Raw genomic sequence first — 15,586 nt, 5'->3', positions numbered from 1 at the left:
ATCACAAGCGGCTCAGACCTCCCACGCGCCCGCCGCTGTCTCAAACGCTACATCGCACGAGAACTCTTCAAACACCTCGAAAACCACCATTGACAAACATAGAAGCGTCTCCTTCGTCGCACCTCAGGGAGCGGCTCTCTGGGGCAACGCCGTCGAAGACTGACCCCCACGCTCTTTGAGGTGCGAAGGCTCAGGGGCGAGGAACGAGCCCCAAAGCCGGAGCCTCGAAAAGAGCGTGAATGATGGTCAGAGGCGGGTCGCCTCGAAGACGAAGCGGGGCTCGACCATGTCCTGCTGGGCGGCGACGAGCCGCAGCTCGGGGTGACCTGACGCCGCGGTGGCCTCCAGCACCGAGTAGACGATCGACGCCGTCGCGCCGAGTGTTTCCTCGAGGTTCCGGGTGCGCAGCCAATGTGCAAGGAAAGTCGCCGTGGTCAGGTCTCCGGATCCGGTGAAAGTCCGGTCGAGCAACGGCGTCTCGACCTGCCATGCCTCGTGCTCGTCCACGGCGATCATCCGCATCCGGTCGTCGGGGAGGCCCTCCCCCACCACCGAGGTGACGAGCACGATCTGCGGGCCGCGTTCACGCAAGCCCCGGGCCAGGCGCACCACGTCGTCGATCGTGGTCGACTTCTCACCGGTCAAGAACTCTAGCTCGAACAGGTTCGGGGTGGTGATGTCAGCCGCTGCGATGACGTGATCGCGCCAGAACTCAGGAATGCCGGGGCGCGCGTAGAAGCCACGGTCGGAGTCCCCCATCACGGGATCGGCAGTGAAGATCGCCTGCGGATTGCGCTGCTTCACCAGCGCCGCCGCGTCGAGGATCACCTGACCCACCTCCGGAGTGCCCAGGTATCCGCACAGCAACGCGTCCACCTGATCGAGCACGCCCCGGTCGTCGATGCCCTGCACCACGTCCCACACGTCGCTGGCTGGGATCAGCGGACCCCGCCACGCGCCGTAGCCCGTGTGGTTGGAGAAGTTCACCGTGTAGACCGGCCAGACGTCGACGCCCTGACGCTGGAGGGGGAACACGGCGGACGAGTTGCCGGCATGACCGTAGGCGACAGCCGACTGAATAGAAAGCACCGTAGACATGCGAGACATTGTGCCACCGCTGCTACCTCGCCCCTGCGCGCCGCCGCACGGGCATAATGTGCTCATGGCGAAATCGGCGGAGTCCTTCATGTCTCAGGAGTTCATCGCGATGGCTCACCGGGGCGGCTCCTTGCTGACCGACAATCTGGGGATCGAGAACACCGTCCGCGCGTTCGACAACGCCGTCAAGCTCGGGTTCCGCTACATCGAGACCGACGTGCAGGTCACCTCCGACGGCGTCCTGGTGATCTTTCACGACGACAGCGTGACCAGGCTCACCGACGAGGACGGCAAGATCTCCGACCTCCCCTACACGCGCCTCAAACAGCTCCGGGTGGGCGGTCGCGAGCCCATCCCCACCCTCGACGAGGTGCTGGAGCGCTTCCCCCACGTGCGGTTCAACATCGATATGAAGGTGGAGCGCACCACGGCCCTGCTCGCAGATACGCTCCGCAAGCACAATGCGGAGCACCGGGTCTGCGTTGGTGCCTTCAGCCAGAAGCGGCTGCGACGCTTCCGCCGGTTGTGCTCCGGCGTCACCACCAGCTTCGGCCCGCTCTCGGTCGCAGCTCTCAGGCTCGGCTTCCGTCCCACGGGGGGCGATGTTTTCCAGATCCCCATCTCTCACAGGGTTCTCGGACTGGATGTCCGTCTGGTCACCCCCCAACGCGTCGCCGCCATCCATGACTACGGACGTAAGGTTCACGTGTGGACCATCGACGATCCCGTCGTGATGCACCAACTCATCGACTGGGGCGTGGACGGCATCATCACCGATCGGCCAGATTCTCTCAAAGGAGTTCTGCGTAATCGCGGCATGTGGTCCGCTCAATAGGGAACGATGGGAAGCAACCGAGCGTTGTCTTGATAGAGGAGAAAGGGGCCGATATGGCAGATCGCGCACTACGAGGCGTCGGACTGGGTTCCAAGACCTTCGAAGACGAGCAAGGCATCGAGTTCGCGCAGCGGCAGAGTCTGGGCTTCGACTGCCCCAAGGGCCATCACTTCGACGTGACCTTCGCTTTGGAGGCCGAGCTTCCCACCGAGTGGGAATGCAAGAAGTGCGGCTCGACGGCCGTGCGTTCCGATGGCGTCGTCGGCGAAGAGAAGGCCACCAAGCCAGCCCGCACCCATTGGGACATGCTTCGGGAACGGCGCTCCATCCCGGAGCTCGAAGACATCTTGAACGAGCAGCTCACGAAGCGCCGCGAGTCCAACTCGCTTTACTGAGGGCTCTCGTCGTCCCGCGTCGGGTCGACGGGGCGCCATCCGGGGTCGGGCTCGATGATCGTTCCCTCGATGACGGGATGCGAGGGGTCTGACTGATCAGTCACCACCACTTCGCCCTCGATGGTGCCGTTCCACGCCACATTGCTTCGACGCATGGCGCGTGCCGCCCACCAGGAGATGGCCGAGCGGATGAAGGGCTGGGTGAACGGAAACACCAGGGAGAAGCCCAGGATGTCGCTGAGGAACCCGGGAACCACCAGCAGCACCGCCCCCATCATCGACAGCGCGGTCTTCGACATGTCGCCGCGGGGAAGATGACCGGTACGGGTGACGTCCATCACCGTGTCCAGGGCCTTGCGTCCCTCGCGCTGCATCAAGTAAATGCCGATGACTGCGGTCACCGCCATCGCCAGGAGCGTCCACCAGCCGATCGCTTGGGCCACGAGGATGATGACCGCGAGTTCGGCGAACCCGTACACCACGAACGGACCGACGAAAAGCACCAGCCGTCCGAGGTCGGAGGTGGGACGCGCGAGCATGTCAGGACGCCCTGCGTGCCCGACGGCGGAAGAGCGATCCGATAGCCTGCCTCACTTGACCCACCCGGTACTCGATCCCCCACAGGGTGGAGCGAATGAGCGCCTCGACGACGATGTTGCGGTTCATCTTGGAGTCGCCGAACTCTCGTTCGACGAACTCGATGGGCACCTCGGTCACCTTGTATCCGTTGCGAATCGTCCGCCACACCAGGTCGATCTGGAAGCAGTAGCCGGCCGAGGCGACCTCGTCGAGATTGATGCCGCGCAGCGTCTCGGAGCGGAAGGCGTTGAACCCGCCGGTGGCGTCCTTGACGGGGATGCCGAGCCAGAACCGCGTCCACAGCGATCCGCCTCGGCTGATGAACTCGCGGTGCTTGGGCCAGTTCACGACGCTGCCGCCGGGCACCCAGCGCGACCCCTTGGCCATATCGGCACCGTCGGCCAGGGCCTGCAAGAGGGCCGGCAGCTGCTCGGGCTGGTGCGACCCGTCGGCATCGTGCTCGACGATCACGCCGTAGCCGTTGTCGAGCCCCCAATGGAACCCAGCGAGGTAAGCCGCACCGAGGCCCTGCTTGCCCTTGCGATGCATCACGTGGATGTGTTCGTCCTGGCTCGCGAGTCGGTGAGCGATCTGGCCCGTGCCGTCGGGCGAGTTGTCGTCGGCGACCAGGATGTGAGCCTCCGGCACGGAGCGACGGATCCGACTCGTGATCGACTCGATGTTCTGCGACTCGTTGTAGGTGGGAATGACGACCAGCACACGGCCGAGCGACGAGACATCGTTCATGGGGATTGGGCCTCCAGGGAGATCTGTTACCGCCCTAGCTTACCGGCCCTCTTCCGCTGGATCAGAGCCAGTGCCAATCCGAGCGCGGCCACGCCTGTTGCGAGCCAGGCGATCGGCTGACTCAGGTGCGCGGCCAGCGACACGTTGTCACGCAGGGGGACGGAGAAGTGACGCGACGCGGCCTCGAACTCGCGGGTGGGCTCGATCACTTCGCCCGACGGCGAGATCAGCGCCGTCACCGAGTTGAGCGTGGACGCGACCACCTCTCGCTGCAGCTCCATCGCCCGCACCCGGTTGATGGTGAGCTGCTGATAGATCTGCATGGTGCCGGCATAGGTGTTGGTGTTCGACTGCGACACGACGATCTCGGCCCCATTGCGGACGGTGTCGTAGACCGTCGCGTCGTAGGCGAGCTCGAAGCAGATCACGACGCCCGTCACCAGATTCGGCCACTGCTGCGTCGGCGTGGCGATGGCGCCCGGAATCTCGCCGGGGATGGATTGGCGTCCGGCATGTTCCAGCACCGGCAAGAGCGGCAGCAAGGCGTCGCGCATGGGGATCCATTCGCCGAAGGGCACAAGGTTGCGTTTGTCGTAGCGCGACGACGGACCGGTCTCCGGATCCCACCAGATGGCGCTGGTGGCGCGCGTGTTGTCGGCCTGGCCCAGCGTGACCGCGCCCACCAGGATCGGCACATCCGCGATGCGCGACGAGAGTTCGATCTGCCGGCGGGTCGGCGCATCCAGATAGGGATCCGTGTCGGTGGCGTTCTCGGGCCAGACGATCATGTCCATGGGCTGCTCGCCGAGCGCCCGGTTGGCGGCGGTCGCCAGCAGGGTCTCGCTGAACGCGTTGTTGGTGACGGCCCGCGCGTAGTTGGGAGTGCCCTTCTCCGCGCGGTTGACGTTGGGCTGGACCACGGTCAGGCTCAGGGCTTCGTCGGGTTCCGCTAGGGGAACCCAGCGCAGTGCTCCCCCGACGACGAAGAAGGCGAACACCGCGACGATGGCGGCCACACGTCGGCGCCGCTCCGGGATCACCAGGAGAAGCTGCGAGGCCAGCGCGACGAGGAACGCCACGCCGGTGACCCCTACGTAGGGCAGCCAGCCCGACAGCGGCTGATCGACGGTGGTGTAGGCGAGGCGCGTCCAAGAGAAGCCGCCGAAGGGGACGCTCCCTGACAGGAACTCCATCGCCACCCACGCCGCAGCGACGAACGCCGGCCACCAGCGCAGAGTGAGCAGCGCGGGCAGCACCGCGCCCAGCAGCGCGAACCACAGCGCCATGAACGCGACCAGCACCACCGCGACGGCGACCCCCACCATGGGCGACCCTATGGAGGCACCCAGCATCGCGACCCAGGAGATGGTGAGGGCGTTCATCGACAGCCCGATCAAGTAGCCATAGCCGGCCGCCTGCTTGGCGCGTCGTCCGCTGAGCAGCCAGGTCATGAGGGCGAGCCCCACCATGGTCGCCGGCCAGACTCCCATCGGGGCTTGCCCGAGGCCGATCAGCAGTCCGGTCAGGACCGCAAGCACCGCCGACAACCAGCGGGGTATCACAACCTGGCTCCATGGCTTAGGGCGCTCATTCACGCCTCGAAGCGTACCCAATGTGGCAGCATGTGCGGATGGGCACCTTGATGGCGTTCGACACGTCGTATCTGTATTTCCGCGCCTACTTCGGCGTGCCGAGCAGCTTCCGCGCTCCCGATGGGACTCCGGTCAACGCCGTGCGCGGCACGCTCGACTTCATCGCCCGGCTGGTGTCGCAGTACGGGCCTGACCAGGTGGCCTGCGCTTGGGACGACGATTGGCGTCCGCAGTGGCGCGTCGACCTGGTGCCCAGCTACAAGGCGCACCGCGTCGTGGAAGTCGCGGGAGCTGAGGCTGAGCAGGTGGAGGCGGATCTCAGCATCCAGGTGCCGCTGATCCGGGAATGCCTCGACGCTCTTGGCCTGCCTGTCGTGGGCGCGGCGGAGCATGAGGCCGACGACGTGCTGGCCTCGCTCGCCGCCGCCAACGACAGCCACACGTTCGTCGTCACGGGAGACCGGGACCTGTTCCAGCTGGCCTCCGCAGACACCAGCGTCGTCTACATCGCCCGCAGCGTCGCGAAGCATGAGGTGGTCACTCCCGATCTGCTGGTCGAGAAGTACGGCGTGAGCCCCGATCGTTACGTCGACTTCGCGGTGCTGCGCGGCGACCCCTCCGACGGGCTGCCGGGAGTCAAGGGCATCGGCGAGAAGTCGGCGGCCTCGTTGGTGACGACCTATCCCTCCCTGTCGGCCATGCTGGCGGCCGCCGAGGATCCGAGCTCCCCGATGGCGAAGGCCATGCGAGCCAAGCTCCTCGCCGCGGCGGACTATCTGGAGCCCGCCCGACAGGTGGTGGCGTGCGTCCTCGATCTACCGTTGCCGACACCGACTCGACGCGGCGTCGACGAGCAACGAGCAGCAGAGCTGGGCGAGCGCCTGGGCCTCGGGGGCTCGATGACGAGGGCCATCGCTGCGCTGAGCTGAGCCCGACCGAGCCGGGCCGACACGACGAAGCGCCCCGTCGCAGACGTTCAGGTCTGCGACGGGGCGCTTGTGTCTCAGGCTCAGCCGCGCAGCCAGACGGTGGTCTCGCCGGGCAGCTGACCGACGGCAAGCGGGCCACTGGACAGCAGTACCTCACCGGCGGGCAGGGCGACGGGCTCGGTGCCGAAGTTCATCACCGCGTGCCAGCCGTTGGGGCGGACGAAGCCGAGCACGGTCTCGCCGATCTCGGTCCACTGGAGTGTTTCGTCGCATTCCAGCGCACTGCGCAACGCCAGGGCCTTGCGGTACATGTTCAGCGTCGAGGCCGGATCGCCGGACTCCACCTCGACGGCGTAGTCGCCGAACCATTCGGGCTGGGGCAGGTGCGCGCCGCCTGTTCCGAAGCCGAAGGACGACCCCTCACGGGCCCAGGGCAGCGGCACCCGGCAGCCATCGCGGCCCACCTCTACCTCGCGGTTGCGGAAGAACGCCGGATCCTGACGCTGATCGTCGGGGATCTGGCCGACCTCCTGCAAGCCCAGTTCCTCGCCCTGGTACAGGTAGGCGGAGCCGGGCAGGGCGAGCATGAACAGCGTGGCCGCGCGGGCCCGTCGAAGACCCTTGACCTGATCAACCTCAGCCGGGTCACCGCCGTCGAACAGCCACTGCTTGCCGTCGTTGCCGCCGACGGTGGCACCAGCGCCCGGGGCCGACGCGCCCAGGCTGCCGCCCTCGAGCCCGTAGCGGGTGGCGTGACGCACCACGTCGTGGTTGGAGAACACCCACGTCGTCGAGCCGTCCAGCTCGGCGGCTGCCTTGAGGTTGCGCTCGATGATGTCGTGGAAGTGGCCAGCCTCGAAACGTGCGCGCAGCAGATCGAAGTTGAAGGTCTGACCCAGGCCGTCCGGCGACGAGTAGCGGGCCTGGCGATGCGGCGCCACCCATGCCTCGGCCACAGCGGTGCGCGGCGGATCGTACTCGTTGAACACGGTGCGCCACTCGGCGTAGATGTCCTGCACGTCGTCGCGGTCCCAGATCGGGTGCTGCCCGTCGAGGAACAGCTCGGTGCCGCCGAGGATATTGGCGATCATGTCGTAGGCCGGGTCGAGGTTCTTCTTCAGGCCATGGGCGACGTCGACGCGGAACCCGTCGACGCCCCGATCCGACCAGAAACGCAGCGTCTCAAGGAAGTCCGCATGCACATCCGGATGCTCCCAGTTCCAATCAGGCTGTTCCTTGGCGAACAGGTGGAAGTACCACTGACCCGGAGTGCCGTCGGGTTCGGTGACCCGCTCCCAGGCACCGCCGCCGAAGATCGACAACCAGCTATTGGGCGGCAGCTCCCCGTTGTCTCCCTTGCCGTCGCGGAAGATGAAACGCTCGCGCTCGGGTGATCCCTTGCCCGCCGCGACCGCGGCGGTGAACCACTCGTGGCGATCCGAGCAGTGGTTGGGCACGATGTCGACGACAACCTTGATGTGAGCGGCATGCAAAGCCGCGACCATCTCGTCGAAGTCGTCGAGGGTGCCGATCTTCGGGTCGACATCGCGGTAGTCGTCGACGTCGTAGCCGCCATCGGCCAGCGCCGAGGGATAGAACGGGCTCAGCCACACCGCGTCGACGCCGAGCTCCTTGAGATAGCCCACCTTCGACGTGATGCCCTTGAGGTCGCCGATGCCGTCGCCATTCGCATCGGCGAAGCTGCGCGGGTAGATCTGGTAGACGACGGCCTGACGCCACCAATCGGGCGCGTTGAAGACGTCGTGCGGGGAGAGTGCCATGGGCGCGTGTGTCCTTCCTGGACGCATTGTGGTTTTGGCTGCATAATCGCTAGCCAGAGAGATTTAGGGGCACAAATTCGAAGATCGAATTTATCTGTGCGCATCTAGCCTAACAGCGCTCGCGTCGCCGTCAAATGCGCTCAGTTCGAGTGCGAGGGAACCGAGGCAGGATCATCGGTCGCGGTGGCCTTTGCGTTCGGGCGGTTGCTGAGCACGCTGGCAAGGATCAGCACCACGACACCGGCCAACGGGATGGCCATCAGGCCCACGCGCAGGCTCGTGGCATCGGCGATCATCCCGACGATCGGCGGGGACAACAGGAACCCCAGGCGCATCAGCCACGAGACGACGGTCAGCCCTGTGCCGTGGCGCAGCCCGGGAAGGTCGTCAGCCTCCTGCATCGCCGCTGGCACCAGGGTGGCGACGCCGAAGCCGGCGGCGGCGAAGCCCAGGATGGTGCCGGCAATGCTCGGAAAGGCAAGCGCGACGCCCATGCCCGCCGCGGTGATGAACGCACCCGCGCGACCAATGGTGCGCTGGCCGAAGCGGTCCACCAGGCCGTCCCCGAGCAGGCGTCCGATGAACTGCGCGCCGACCAGGGCAATGAAGCCCGTGGCGGCCAACGCCGCGGGGGCGCCCAAGGACGTGAGGTACAGGGTGGCCCAGGAGTTGCCGGCATCCTCGACGATGGTGCCCATCGTCGCGATCACGGTCAGCGCGGTCAGAATGAGGATGGTGCGCGTGGTGGCACCGGTTCGCACGGTGGTGCGGATCTCGTCGACATCCGCAATGGCCTCTTCGTCTTCCTCCTCGTCCTTGCCGGGCAGGCAGAACCGCAGCGCCGTCAGGGAGACGACGGAGAACAGCACGCCAGAGATCGCCAGATGCGTGCCCAGTGAGAGCCCGAGCGCGATCGCCCCTGCCGACATGGCGCCACCGAGTACCGCGCCGATCGACCATACGGCGTGGAAGGAGTTGATGATGGAGCGTCCGTAGCGGCGCTGCACCCGCAGGCCGTGAGCGTTCTGCGCGACATCGGTGTTGGCATCCGCCGCGCCACCGAAGAACAACGCGGCCGCGAACAGCAGCACCGACGAGGACAACCCGGCCAGAAGCAGCCCGACGCTGGTCAGGATCGTTCCGGCCACGGCGACCTTCGCCGAACCGAAGCGCCGGATGATCGCCGCCGCCGCGAGACCGGCGATGATCGCGCCAACCGGGAAGGCTGCAATCGACAACCCGTACACCGCATTGCTCAGCCCCAGCATCTCCTTGACCTCGGGATAGCGAGGAATGATGTTGGCGAACAGCGCCCCGTTGGTGAGGAACAAGGCCGCGACGGCGCCACGGGCCCGGCGGTCGACCTGGGACGGCCGAGTGGCAGCAACAGAACTCATGAGTACGAGCGTACTCATTTCGCGGGCCACGACAAACTCGGCGCATTTACGTCCCGGAATGACAGCGCGGCCCTTCGGCCTTCGGACGCCGAGTTACTCGATGACGGTGAACTCCGCGTGCAGCTGCGCGGTGGCGTCGGACCCCACCCACACGTCGAAGACGCTGGGCTCGAGCACCCAGTCGCGGGTGGCGGCGCTCCAATAACGACGCGCATCCGGCCCGACGGCGAGCGTAATCGTCTCTGTCGCTCCGGCTGCGACGTGCACCCGCTGGAAGGCCTTCAGCTGTCGCAGCGGCCGTGACGACGTGCCATAGCGCTGGTGCAGGTACAGCTGCACCACTTCGACGCCATCCCGGTCGCCGGTGTTGGTGACGTCGACACTCACGGTGATCGTCTGGTCGAGACCGACGGTGTCCGCGTCGAGTCGCAGATCGGCGTACTCGAAGCTGGTGTAACCGAGCCCGTATCCGAAGGGGAACAACGGCACGCTCTCCTCGTTCCAGTAGCGCTGGAACTGGGTGGCGGGTGCATGCGACCGGGTGACGGCGTGATGGATCGGCACCTGGCCCACCGAACGCGGCCACGTGAACGGCAGCCGTCCTGCCGGTGCCGTGTCGCCGAAGAGCAGGTTGGCCACCGCGGTGCCACCTTGGGTGCCCGGGTACCAGACCTCGAGGATCGCCGGCACATGTTCGGCCGCCCAGCGCAGATCGAGCGGGCGTCCGCTCATCAGCACCAGCACCACGGGCGTCCCGGTGGCCACCACCGCCTCCAGCAAGCGCTGCTGATCGCCCGGCAGGTGAAGCTCGGAGCGCGACGCGTTCTCCCCGATCATGTCCTGCTGCTCCCCCAGCACCATCACGGCGACGTCGGCCACGGTGGCGGCGTCGATCGCCGCCTGGAACGCGGCCTGCGGATCGAAATCGGCAGGAGCGGACGGGCTGTGGTCGCCCCACACGTCGAAGATCGACGGCGTGCCGCGCTTCGGCTCGGCCACGCCGCGCTCGAACACCACCTGGGCCCGTCCGTCCAGGTAGGTCCGGATGCCATCGACGACGGTGACCGTCTCCGAGGAGTCGTGGTCGAAGACCCAGGGGCCGATGATGTCGCGTCGCGAGTCGGCCAGTGGTCCGATCACCGCGACGGTACCCACCCGATCGGCGTCGAGCGGAAGAAGACCGCCCTCGTTGCGCAGCAGCACCGCAGCCTGCTCGGCGGCCCGGCGCGCGACCACCCGATGCTCCGGCGCGCTCAGGATCCGCTGAGCCTCGTCCTCGTCCACATAGGGCGACTCGAACAATCCCAGCTGCTCCTTGACACACAGAAGTCGCCGCACGCTCTGGTCCAGCCGCTCGACGGTGAGCCTCCCGTCGGCCAGCGCGTCCTCAATATGCGAGAAGGCCGGATCGAAGGCTGTCATCTCCAGATCCACGCCAGCGTTCAACCCGCGCACACCGGCGTCGGTGAGGTCGGAGGCGAAGTGGTGGGTGAAAAGATCGCGGACGGAGTCGGCATCCGACACCACGAACCCATCGAAGCCCAGCTCGTCGCGCAGCACGTCGGTGAGCAGCCACCTGTTCCCGGTGGCCGGCACGCCGTTGAGGTCCATGTAGGCAGCCATGATGTTGCCAGCACCCGCTTCGACGGCCGCGCGGAACGGCGGCAGGTAAGTGTTCCAGATCTCCTGATCCGACAGGTCCACCTCGTCGTAGTCGCGGCCACCGAGCGCGGCGCCGTATCCGAGGAAGTGCTTCGGCCCGGCGATCAGACGGCCAGGAACGCCGAGCCGCTCACCTTGGAAGCCACGCACCTGCGCCGCGGCCACGACCGAGCCCAGCAGCGGATCCTCCCCCGCGCCTTCGATCATCCGGCCCCAACGCGGATCCCGAGCGATGTCGACCATCGGCGCGAATGCCCAATGGATGCCGACCGCCCGCGCCTCTCGCGCCGCTACGGATTGCGCCTCTTCGATGATCGATTCATCCCACGTCGCCGCCAAGCCGATCGGCACCGGGAAGACCGTGCGGAAGCCGTGGATCACGTCGTAGCCGAACAGCGCCGGGATCCCATGCCGGTTGCCCTCGATCGCCGCGCGCTGCAGCCGGTTCACGTCGGCCGGGTCGCGCACGAACAGCAACGCCCCCGCACGACCCTGGGCGAGCTGCTCCTCGACCATCCGCGTCTGCTCCCGCATGCCCTCCGACGTGGCGGCCAGATCAGTGTCCGCAGGCAGCTTGAAATAGAAGTACTGGATCAGCTGCCCGATCTTCTCCTGCGTGCTCATCGCGTCGATGAGCTCCTCCACGCGGGCCGAGAAGCCCGTCCCCTCTGACATAGCTCTCTCCTTGGTCGTGTCCTGGGCAGGTCAGTTGCGCGCGGCGTGCAGCAGGTACATCGCGCTGCTGCCGAACAGGTTGGCGCCGACGTTGCCGAAGGGCCGGATGCGCCCGCGGTCGTCGAGGATGAGACGACGATCGATCTGCAGGTTCAACTCGGCGAACAGGGGCTCCAGGTCGGCGAGCGTGGTGAAGTGCAGGTTGGGCGTGTCGAACCAGTCGAACGGCAGATCCTTCGACATCGGCATCCGCCCGCCGAGCAGCCGCAGCCGGTTGCGCCAGTGGGCGAAGTTGGGCATCGAGACCACGGAGTGCACGGCGATCCGGCTGATCTCGCGCAGCACCTCCTTGGGGCGGCGCACCGCCTGCAGCGTGCGCGACAGCACCACGACGTCGTAGGAGTCATCGGTGAACTCGGAGAGCTGGCTGTCGAGGTCGAGGTCGATCACGTCGACGCCGGCCCGGATCGCGCTCAGCACCTGGTCGGGGTCGATCTCGACGCCGGTTCCGGTGCAGCCCTTGTCCATCAGCATGCGCAGCAGGCTGCCATCGCCGCAGCCCAGATCGAGCACCCGGGACTTCTCGGGAATCAGGCGGGCGATCAGCTTGAGGTCGAGGCGTGGGGGTGTCATAGCAGCTCCTCCGCCGCACGGTCGAGGAAGGCGCGCACCGTCGCGTGGTACTGCTCGATCTCCAACAGGAACGAGTCGTGGCCCCATGGCGAGGCGATGTTGCGGAACGTCACCGGCACTTTCGCGCCCTCCAGATAGCGCACGATCCGACGCGAATGCTCGGGTGAGAAGCGCCAATCCGAGTCGAAGCTGGTCACCAGACATCGGACGGGGTGCGCCTGCAAGCGTGGCAGCGCGGTCTCGTCGGAGAACGGGTCGAAGTAGTCCATGGCCCGCGACAGATACAGGTAGCTGAGCGCGTCGAAGCGGGAGAGGAACCGCTGACCCTGGTGCTCCAGGTAGCTCTCCACCGCGAAATCGACGTCGAAGTTGGGTGAGAGCCGTTCGAACTGGGCCTGTCGTCCGAACTTCTCAGAGAAGGCCTCCTCCGAGAGGTAGGTGATGTGCGCCATCATCCGCGCCACCGACAGGCCCTTGTCGGGGCTGGTGCCATGAGCGGCGAAGTCGCCGCCGTGGAAGTCGGGATCGCGCATGATGGCCTGGCGTCCCACAGCGGAGAAGGCGATGTTCTGCGCGGTCAGCCGCGACGACGCCGCGAAGATCAGCGCGTTGTCGATCTCCTGCGGATGGCTCAGCGTCCAGTCCAGCACCTGCATGCCGCCGAGCGAGCCGCCCACCACGGCCGCCCAATGGTCGATGCCGAGATAGCGCCCCAGCCGACGGTGCATCGTCACGAAATCGCTGATCGCCAGCAACGGGAAGTCCAGCCCGTACGCCTTGCCGGTGGCCGGGTTGGTGCCGGAGGGTCCCGTCGTTCCCTTGCAGCCGCCCAGCAGGTTGGCGCTCACCACGAACCACACGTCGGTGTCGATGGGCTTGCCCGGACCGATCATGTTGTCCCACCAGCCGGGCCGCTCCGCGCCCTCGTGGAAGCCGGCGGCGTGCGCGTCACCGGTGAGCGCGTGGCAGATGAATACGGCATTGCTGCGTCGAGAGTTCAGCGTGCCATAGGTCTCATAGGCGGCCTGCACAGGCGCCAGAACGGCCCCGCTGCGCAGTTGCAGCGGGGTGTCCTGGTCGTAGAGCTGAGCGAACTGGGTTTTCACCGGCCCGACGCTGCGATGGGAAGTCACGCCCCCATTGTGGCAGGTCAGAGGGCGGCCAAGGCTTGCTCGAGGTCTTCGAGCAAGTCGTCGATGTGCTCGATGCCGACAGACAGGCGCACCATCTCCGGCGGCACGCCCGCCGCCTCCAGTTCCGACTCGGAGAGCTGCGAGTGCGTGGTGGAGGCGTTGTGGATCACCAGCGACTTCACGTCGCCGATGTTGGCCAGGTGGCTGAACAGCCCTAGCGACTCGACGAAGCGCGAGCCGGCCTCGCGTCCGGCCTTCACCCCGAACGAGACCAGGCCGCCGAAGCCGCCCTTGAGGATGCGCTTGGCCACCTCGTGCGTCGGGCTGGACTCGAGCCCCGGGTAGTTCACCCAGGCCACCTTCTCGTGGCCCTCGAGGTACTTCGCGACAGCCAGCGCGTTGCTGCTGTGACGCTCCATGCGCAGGTGCAGCGTCTCGGTGCCCTGCAGGATCAGCCAGGAGTTGAGCGGCGCGATCGCGGCGCCGGTGTTGCGCAACAGCACCGTGCGGGCCCGGATGATGTAGGCGGCAGGGCCGGCGGCGTCGGTCCAGACGACGCCGTGGTAGGCCGGATCCGGGCCCGACAGGCCGGGGAAACGCTCGGCGTGGGCCGCCCAGTCGAAGCGCCCGGAGTCGACGATCACGCCGGCGAGCGTGGTGCCGTGGCCTCCCAGGTACTTGGTCGCCGCATGCACGACGATGTCGGCACCGTGGTCGAAAGCGCGAGTCAGGTAGGGCGTCGGGACGGTGTTGTCGACGATCAACGGCAGCCCGTGGGCATGCGCGGCCTCGGCCCACGCGTCGAGATCCACGACGTTCAGCGCCGGGTTGCCGATGGTCTCGGCGAAGACCAGCTTTGTCTTGTCGTCGACGTAGTTCGCGAGATCCTCGGGGCGGGCCGGGTCGACGAAGCGCGTGGTGATGCCGTACTGCTCCAGGGTGTGGGCGAACAGCGCGAAGGTGCCGCCGTAGAGCGTGGAAAGGGCGACGATGTTGTCGCCGGCGTAGGTGAGGTTGAGCACCGAGTATGTGACGGCGGCCATGCCGGATGCCACGGCCAGCGATCCGACGCCGCCCTCCAGCGCGGTGATCCGCTCCTCCAGGGTGTTCTGCGTCGGGTTCATCAGTCGGGTGTAGATGTTGCCGGGCTTGGACAGCGCGAACAGGTCGGCCGCGTGCTGGGTGTCGTCGAAGACGTAGGAGGTGGTCTGGTAGATCGGCACCGCCCGGGAGTTGGTCGCCGGATCCGGCTGCTCCTGGCCCGCGTGCACCGCGATGGTCTCGAGACGATGAGTCATCTGCTTCCCCTTAAGAAGGTCGTTGCTGCTCCCCGAAGAGTAGGGGCTGGGGACGGCCGATAGCGGGCGTCTCGGCTATCGCGGGAACGCGTGCGGCTCTCCGCGAAGCTCCCGGATCAGCAGGGTTCCTCCGACGATCGCGGCCGGCGTGCCGATCACGGCGACCCCGGGAATGAGGAAGATCAGATAGGCCCCCACGCCGAAGCCCAGCTGCCGTGCCCGTCGGCCGGCGAGCAGCGCCTGACGCTGATCGAGCGTCAGGCCACGGGCGTCGCCCGGAAGTGAGGTGAGCTCGACCGACAGCATCCGACCCGCGAACAGAGCGCCCACCACGCCGGCGACCGGCGCCCCCACAAGCGGAATCAGGCTCACCAGGAACACCCCGATGGCCGTGACGAGCGCGACGCCCGCCAGCCTGAGCGCGTCGCCCACTCCCCTGCGCACCGACTCCCACAGTGACAACTCGGTCAGCGCCGCGCCGCCCAGGTCGCGCTCGGCGTCGCGCCACACCTTCTCGAAGAACGGCTGGCCCACCAGCAGCGTGATCGCTGCATAGCTGATCACCATCAGGAAGCCCGCGCCGCCGACGATGGCCCCGGCCACCACCCCGCGCAGCACCGCGGCCACCGAGGCAGTCCACCCGGAAGCGAAGCCGGTCAGCGCCGTCGCCCAGTCGTAGGACGAGGCCCCGATCCAGATCAGCAGGCCGAACATGATCGCTCCAACGATGAGCGCCGGGATCGCGCTGATCGCCATCCTGCGTGGGTTCCGCGACCAGTAGCCGAAGCCGCGCAACAACGTCGTGAAGCCGTGGACAAACTCTTGGAACATG

The 15,586-nt window shown here is 67.0% G+C and carries 14 protein-coding genes; 3 read left to right on the top strand and 11 right to left on the bottom strand.

Features of this window, described 5'->3' with window-relative positions; all coding sequences use genetic code 11:
- Window positions 1-246: 246 nt before the first annotated feature.
- Entirely contained in the window at window positions 247-1,098 is an 852-nt protein-coding gene (pdxY, locus tag P0D62_RS09330; protein WP_275702363.1) for a pyridoxal kinase PdxY, read from the bottom strand.
- A gap of 64 nt (window positions 1,099-1,162) precedes the next feature.
- On the opposite strand from pdxY, the gene P0D62_RS09325 reads away from it, so the two are divergent.
- Entirely contained in the window at window positions 1,163-1,933 is a 771-nt protein-coding gene (locus tag P0D62_RS09325) for a glycerophosphodiester phosphodiesterase (RefSeq protein ID WP_275702362.1), read from the top strand.
- Between the two features lie 53 nt (window positions 1,934-1,986).
- Window positions 1,987-2,328, top strand: coding sequence for an RNA polymerase-binding protein RbpA (locus P0D62_RS09320; RefSeq protein ID WP_275702361.1), 342 nt, complete (start codon window positions 1,987-1,989; stop codon window positions 2,326-2,328).
- Here P0D62_RS09320 and P0D62_RS09315 read toward each other — a convergent pair.
- From P0D62_RS09315 to lnt, 3 genes are read right to left on the bottom strand one after another with little or no spacing between them, the layout of a single operon-like run.
- Window positions 2,322-2,867, bottom strand: a complete 546-nt coding sequence (locus tag P0D62_RS09315) for an FxsA family protein (protein ID WP_275702360.1) — start codon at window positions 2,865-2,867, stop codon at window positions 2,322-2,324. The two genes, P0D62_RS09320 and P0D62_RS09315, sit on opposite strands and share 7 nt — an antisense overlap.
- Before the next feature lies 1 nt (window position 2,868).
- The gene (locus P0D62_RS09310) at window positions 2,869-3,654 is read right to left on the bottom strand and encodes a polyprenol monophosphomannose synthase (protein WP_275702359.1); all 786 of its coding nucleotides are present in this window, start codon (window positions 3,652-3,654) and stop codon (window positions 2,869-2,871) included.
- 26 nt (window positions 3,655-3,680) lie between these two features.
- Window positions 3,681-5,249 (bottom strand): apolipoprotein N-acyltransferase, encoded by a 1,569-nt coding sequence (gene lnt / locus P0D62_RS09305; protein ID WP_275702358.1) that lies wholly within the window; start codon window positions 5,247-5,249, stop codon window positions 3,681-3,683.
- A gap of 35 nt (window positions 5,250-5,284) precedes the next feature.
- Here lnt and P0D62_RS09300 point away from each other — a divergent pair, with 35 nt between their 5' ends.
- On the top strand, window positions 5,285-6,175 hold the full coding sequence (locus P0D62_RS09300) for a 5'-3' exonuclease (protein ID WP_275702357.1): 891 nt from the start codon (window positions 5,285-5,287) through the stop codon (window positions 6,173-6,175).
- A gap of 80 nt (window positions 6,176-6,255) precedes the next feature.
- On the opposite strand, the gene P0D62_RS09295 is transcribed toward P0D62_RS09300, so the two are convergent.
- The 7 genes from P0D62_RS09295 to P0D62_RS09265 form a co-directional block, all read right to left on the bottom strand.
- Window positions 6,256-7,956, bottom strand: a complete 1,701-nt coding sequence (locus P0D62_RS09295; RefSeq protein WP_275702356.1) for a glycoside hydrolase family 13 protein — start codon at window positions 7,954-7,956, stop codon at window positions 6,256-6,258.
- 140 nt (window positions 7,957-8,096) lie between these two features.
- Entirely contained in the window at window positions 8,097-9,353 is a 1,257-nt protein-coding gene (locus tag P0D62_RS09290; protein ID WP_275702355.1) for an MFS transporter, read from the bottom strand.
- A gap of 93 nt (window positions 9,354-9,446) precedes the next feature.
- Window positions 9,447-11,690, bottom strand: coding sequence for a glycoside hydrolase family 3 N-terminal domain-containing protein (locus tag P0D62_RS09285; RefSeq protein WP_275702354.1), 2,244 nt, complete (start codon window positions 11,688-11,690; stop codon window positions 9,447-9,449).
- Window positions 11,691-11,720: 30 nt separating this feature from the next.
- Complete coding sequence (metW, locus tag P0D62_RS09280) at window positions 11,721-12,323, bottom strand: methionine biosynthesis protein MetW (protein WP_275702353.1); 603 nt, start codon at window positions 12,321-12,323, stop codon at window positions 11,721-11,723.
- The gene (gene metX / locus P0D62_RS09275; protein ID WP_275702352.1) at window positions 12,320-13,456 is read right to left on the bottom strand and encodes a homoserine O-acetyltransferase MetX; all 1,137 of its coding nucleotides are present in this window, start codon (window positions 13,454-13,456) and stop codon (window positions 12,320-12,322) included. The genes metW and metX overlap by 4 nt, the downstream gene beginning before the upstream one ends.
- A 17-nt stretch (window positions 13,457-13,473) precedes the next feature.
- Window positions 13,474-14,754 carry an O-acetylhomoserine aminocarboxypropyltransferase/cysteine synthase family protein gene (locus P0D62_RS09270; RefSeq protein ID WP_275702351.1) on the bottom strand — a complete coding sequence of 427 codons (1,281 nt, stop codon included), beginning with the start codon at window positions 14,752-14,754 and terminating at the stop codon, window positions 13,474-13,476.
- Window positions 14,755-14,829: 75 nt separating this feature from the next.
- Window positions 14,830-15,585 (bottom strand): EI24 domain-containing protein, encoded by a 756-nt coding sequence (locus P0D62_RS09265; RefSeq protein ID WP_275702350.1) that lies wholly within the window; start codon window positions 15,583-15,585, stop codon window positions 14,830-14,832.
- Between the last annotated feature and the right edge of the window lies 1 nt (window position 15,586).

This window comes from Tessaracoccus caeni, from assembly GCF_029211185.1.
GTDB lineage: Bacteria > Actinomycetota > Actinomycetes > Propionibacteriales > Propionibacteriaceae > Arachnia > Arachnia caeni.
This window is presented reverse-complemented; position numbering and strand designations above follow the sequence as displayed.

Coding starts and splice junctions, on each gene's coding strand:
- P0D62_RS09300 (WP_275702357.1), top strand. CDS start 5,285: ATGGGCACCTTGATGGCGTTCGACACGTCGTATCTGTATTTCCGCGCC.
- P0D62_RS09270 (WP_275702351.1), bottom strand. CDS start 14,754: ATGACTCATCGTCTCGAGACCATCGCGGTGCACGCGGGCCAGGAGCAG.
- P0D62_RS09290 (WP_275702355.1), bottom strand. CDS start 9,353: ATGAGTTCTGTTGCTGCCACTCGGCCGTCCCAGGTCGACCGCCGGGCC.
- P0D62_RS09315 (WP_275702360.1), bottom strand. CDS start 2,867: ATGCTCGCGCGTCCCACCTCCGACCTCGGACGGCTGGTGCTTTTCGTC.
- P0D62_RS09320 (WP_275702361.1), top strand. CDS start 1,987: ATGGCAGATCGCGCACTACGAGGCGTCGGACTGGGTTCCAAGACCTTC.
- P0D62_RS09285 (WP_275702354.1), bottom strand. CDS start 11,690: ATGTCAGAGGGGACGGGCTTCTCGGCCCGCGTGGAGGAGCTCATCGAC.
- P0D62_RS09325 (WP_275702362.1), top strand. CDS start 1,163: ATGGCGAAATCGGCGGAGTCCTTCATGTCTCAGGAGTTCATCGCGATG.
- P0D62_RS09265 (WP_275702350.1), bottom strand. CDS start 15,585: ATGTTCCAAGAGTTTGTCCACGGCTTCACGACGTTGTTGCGCGGCTTC.
- pdxY (WP_275702363.1), bottom strand. CDS start 1,098: ATGTCTACGGTGCTTTCTATTCAGTCGGCTGTCGCCTACGGTCATGCC.
- metW (WP_275702353.1), bottom strand. CDS start 12,323: ATGACACCCCCACGCCTCGACCTCAAGCTGATCGCCCGCCTGATTCCC.
- P0D62_RS09310 (WP_275702359.1), bottom strand. CDS start 3,654: ATGAACGATGTCTCGTCGCTCGGCCGTGTGCTGGTCGTCATTCCCACC.
- P0D62_RS09295 (WP_275702356.1), bottom strand. CDS start 7,956: ATGGCACTCTCCCCGCACGACGTCTTCAACGCGCCCGATTGGTGGCGT.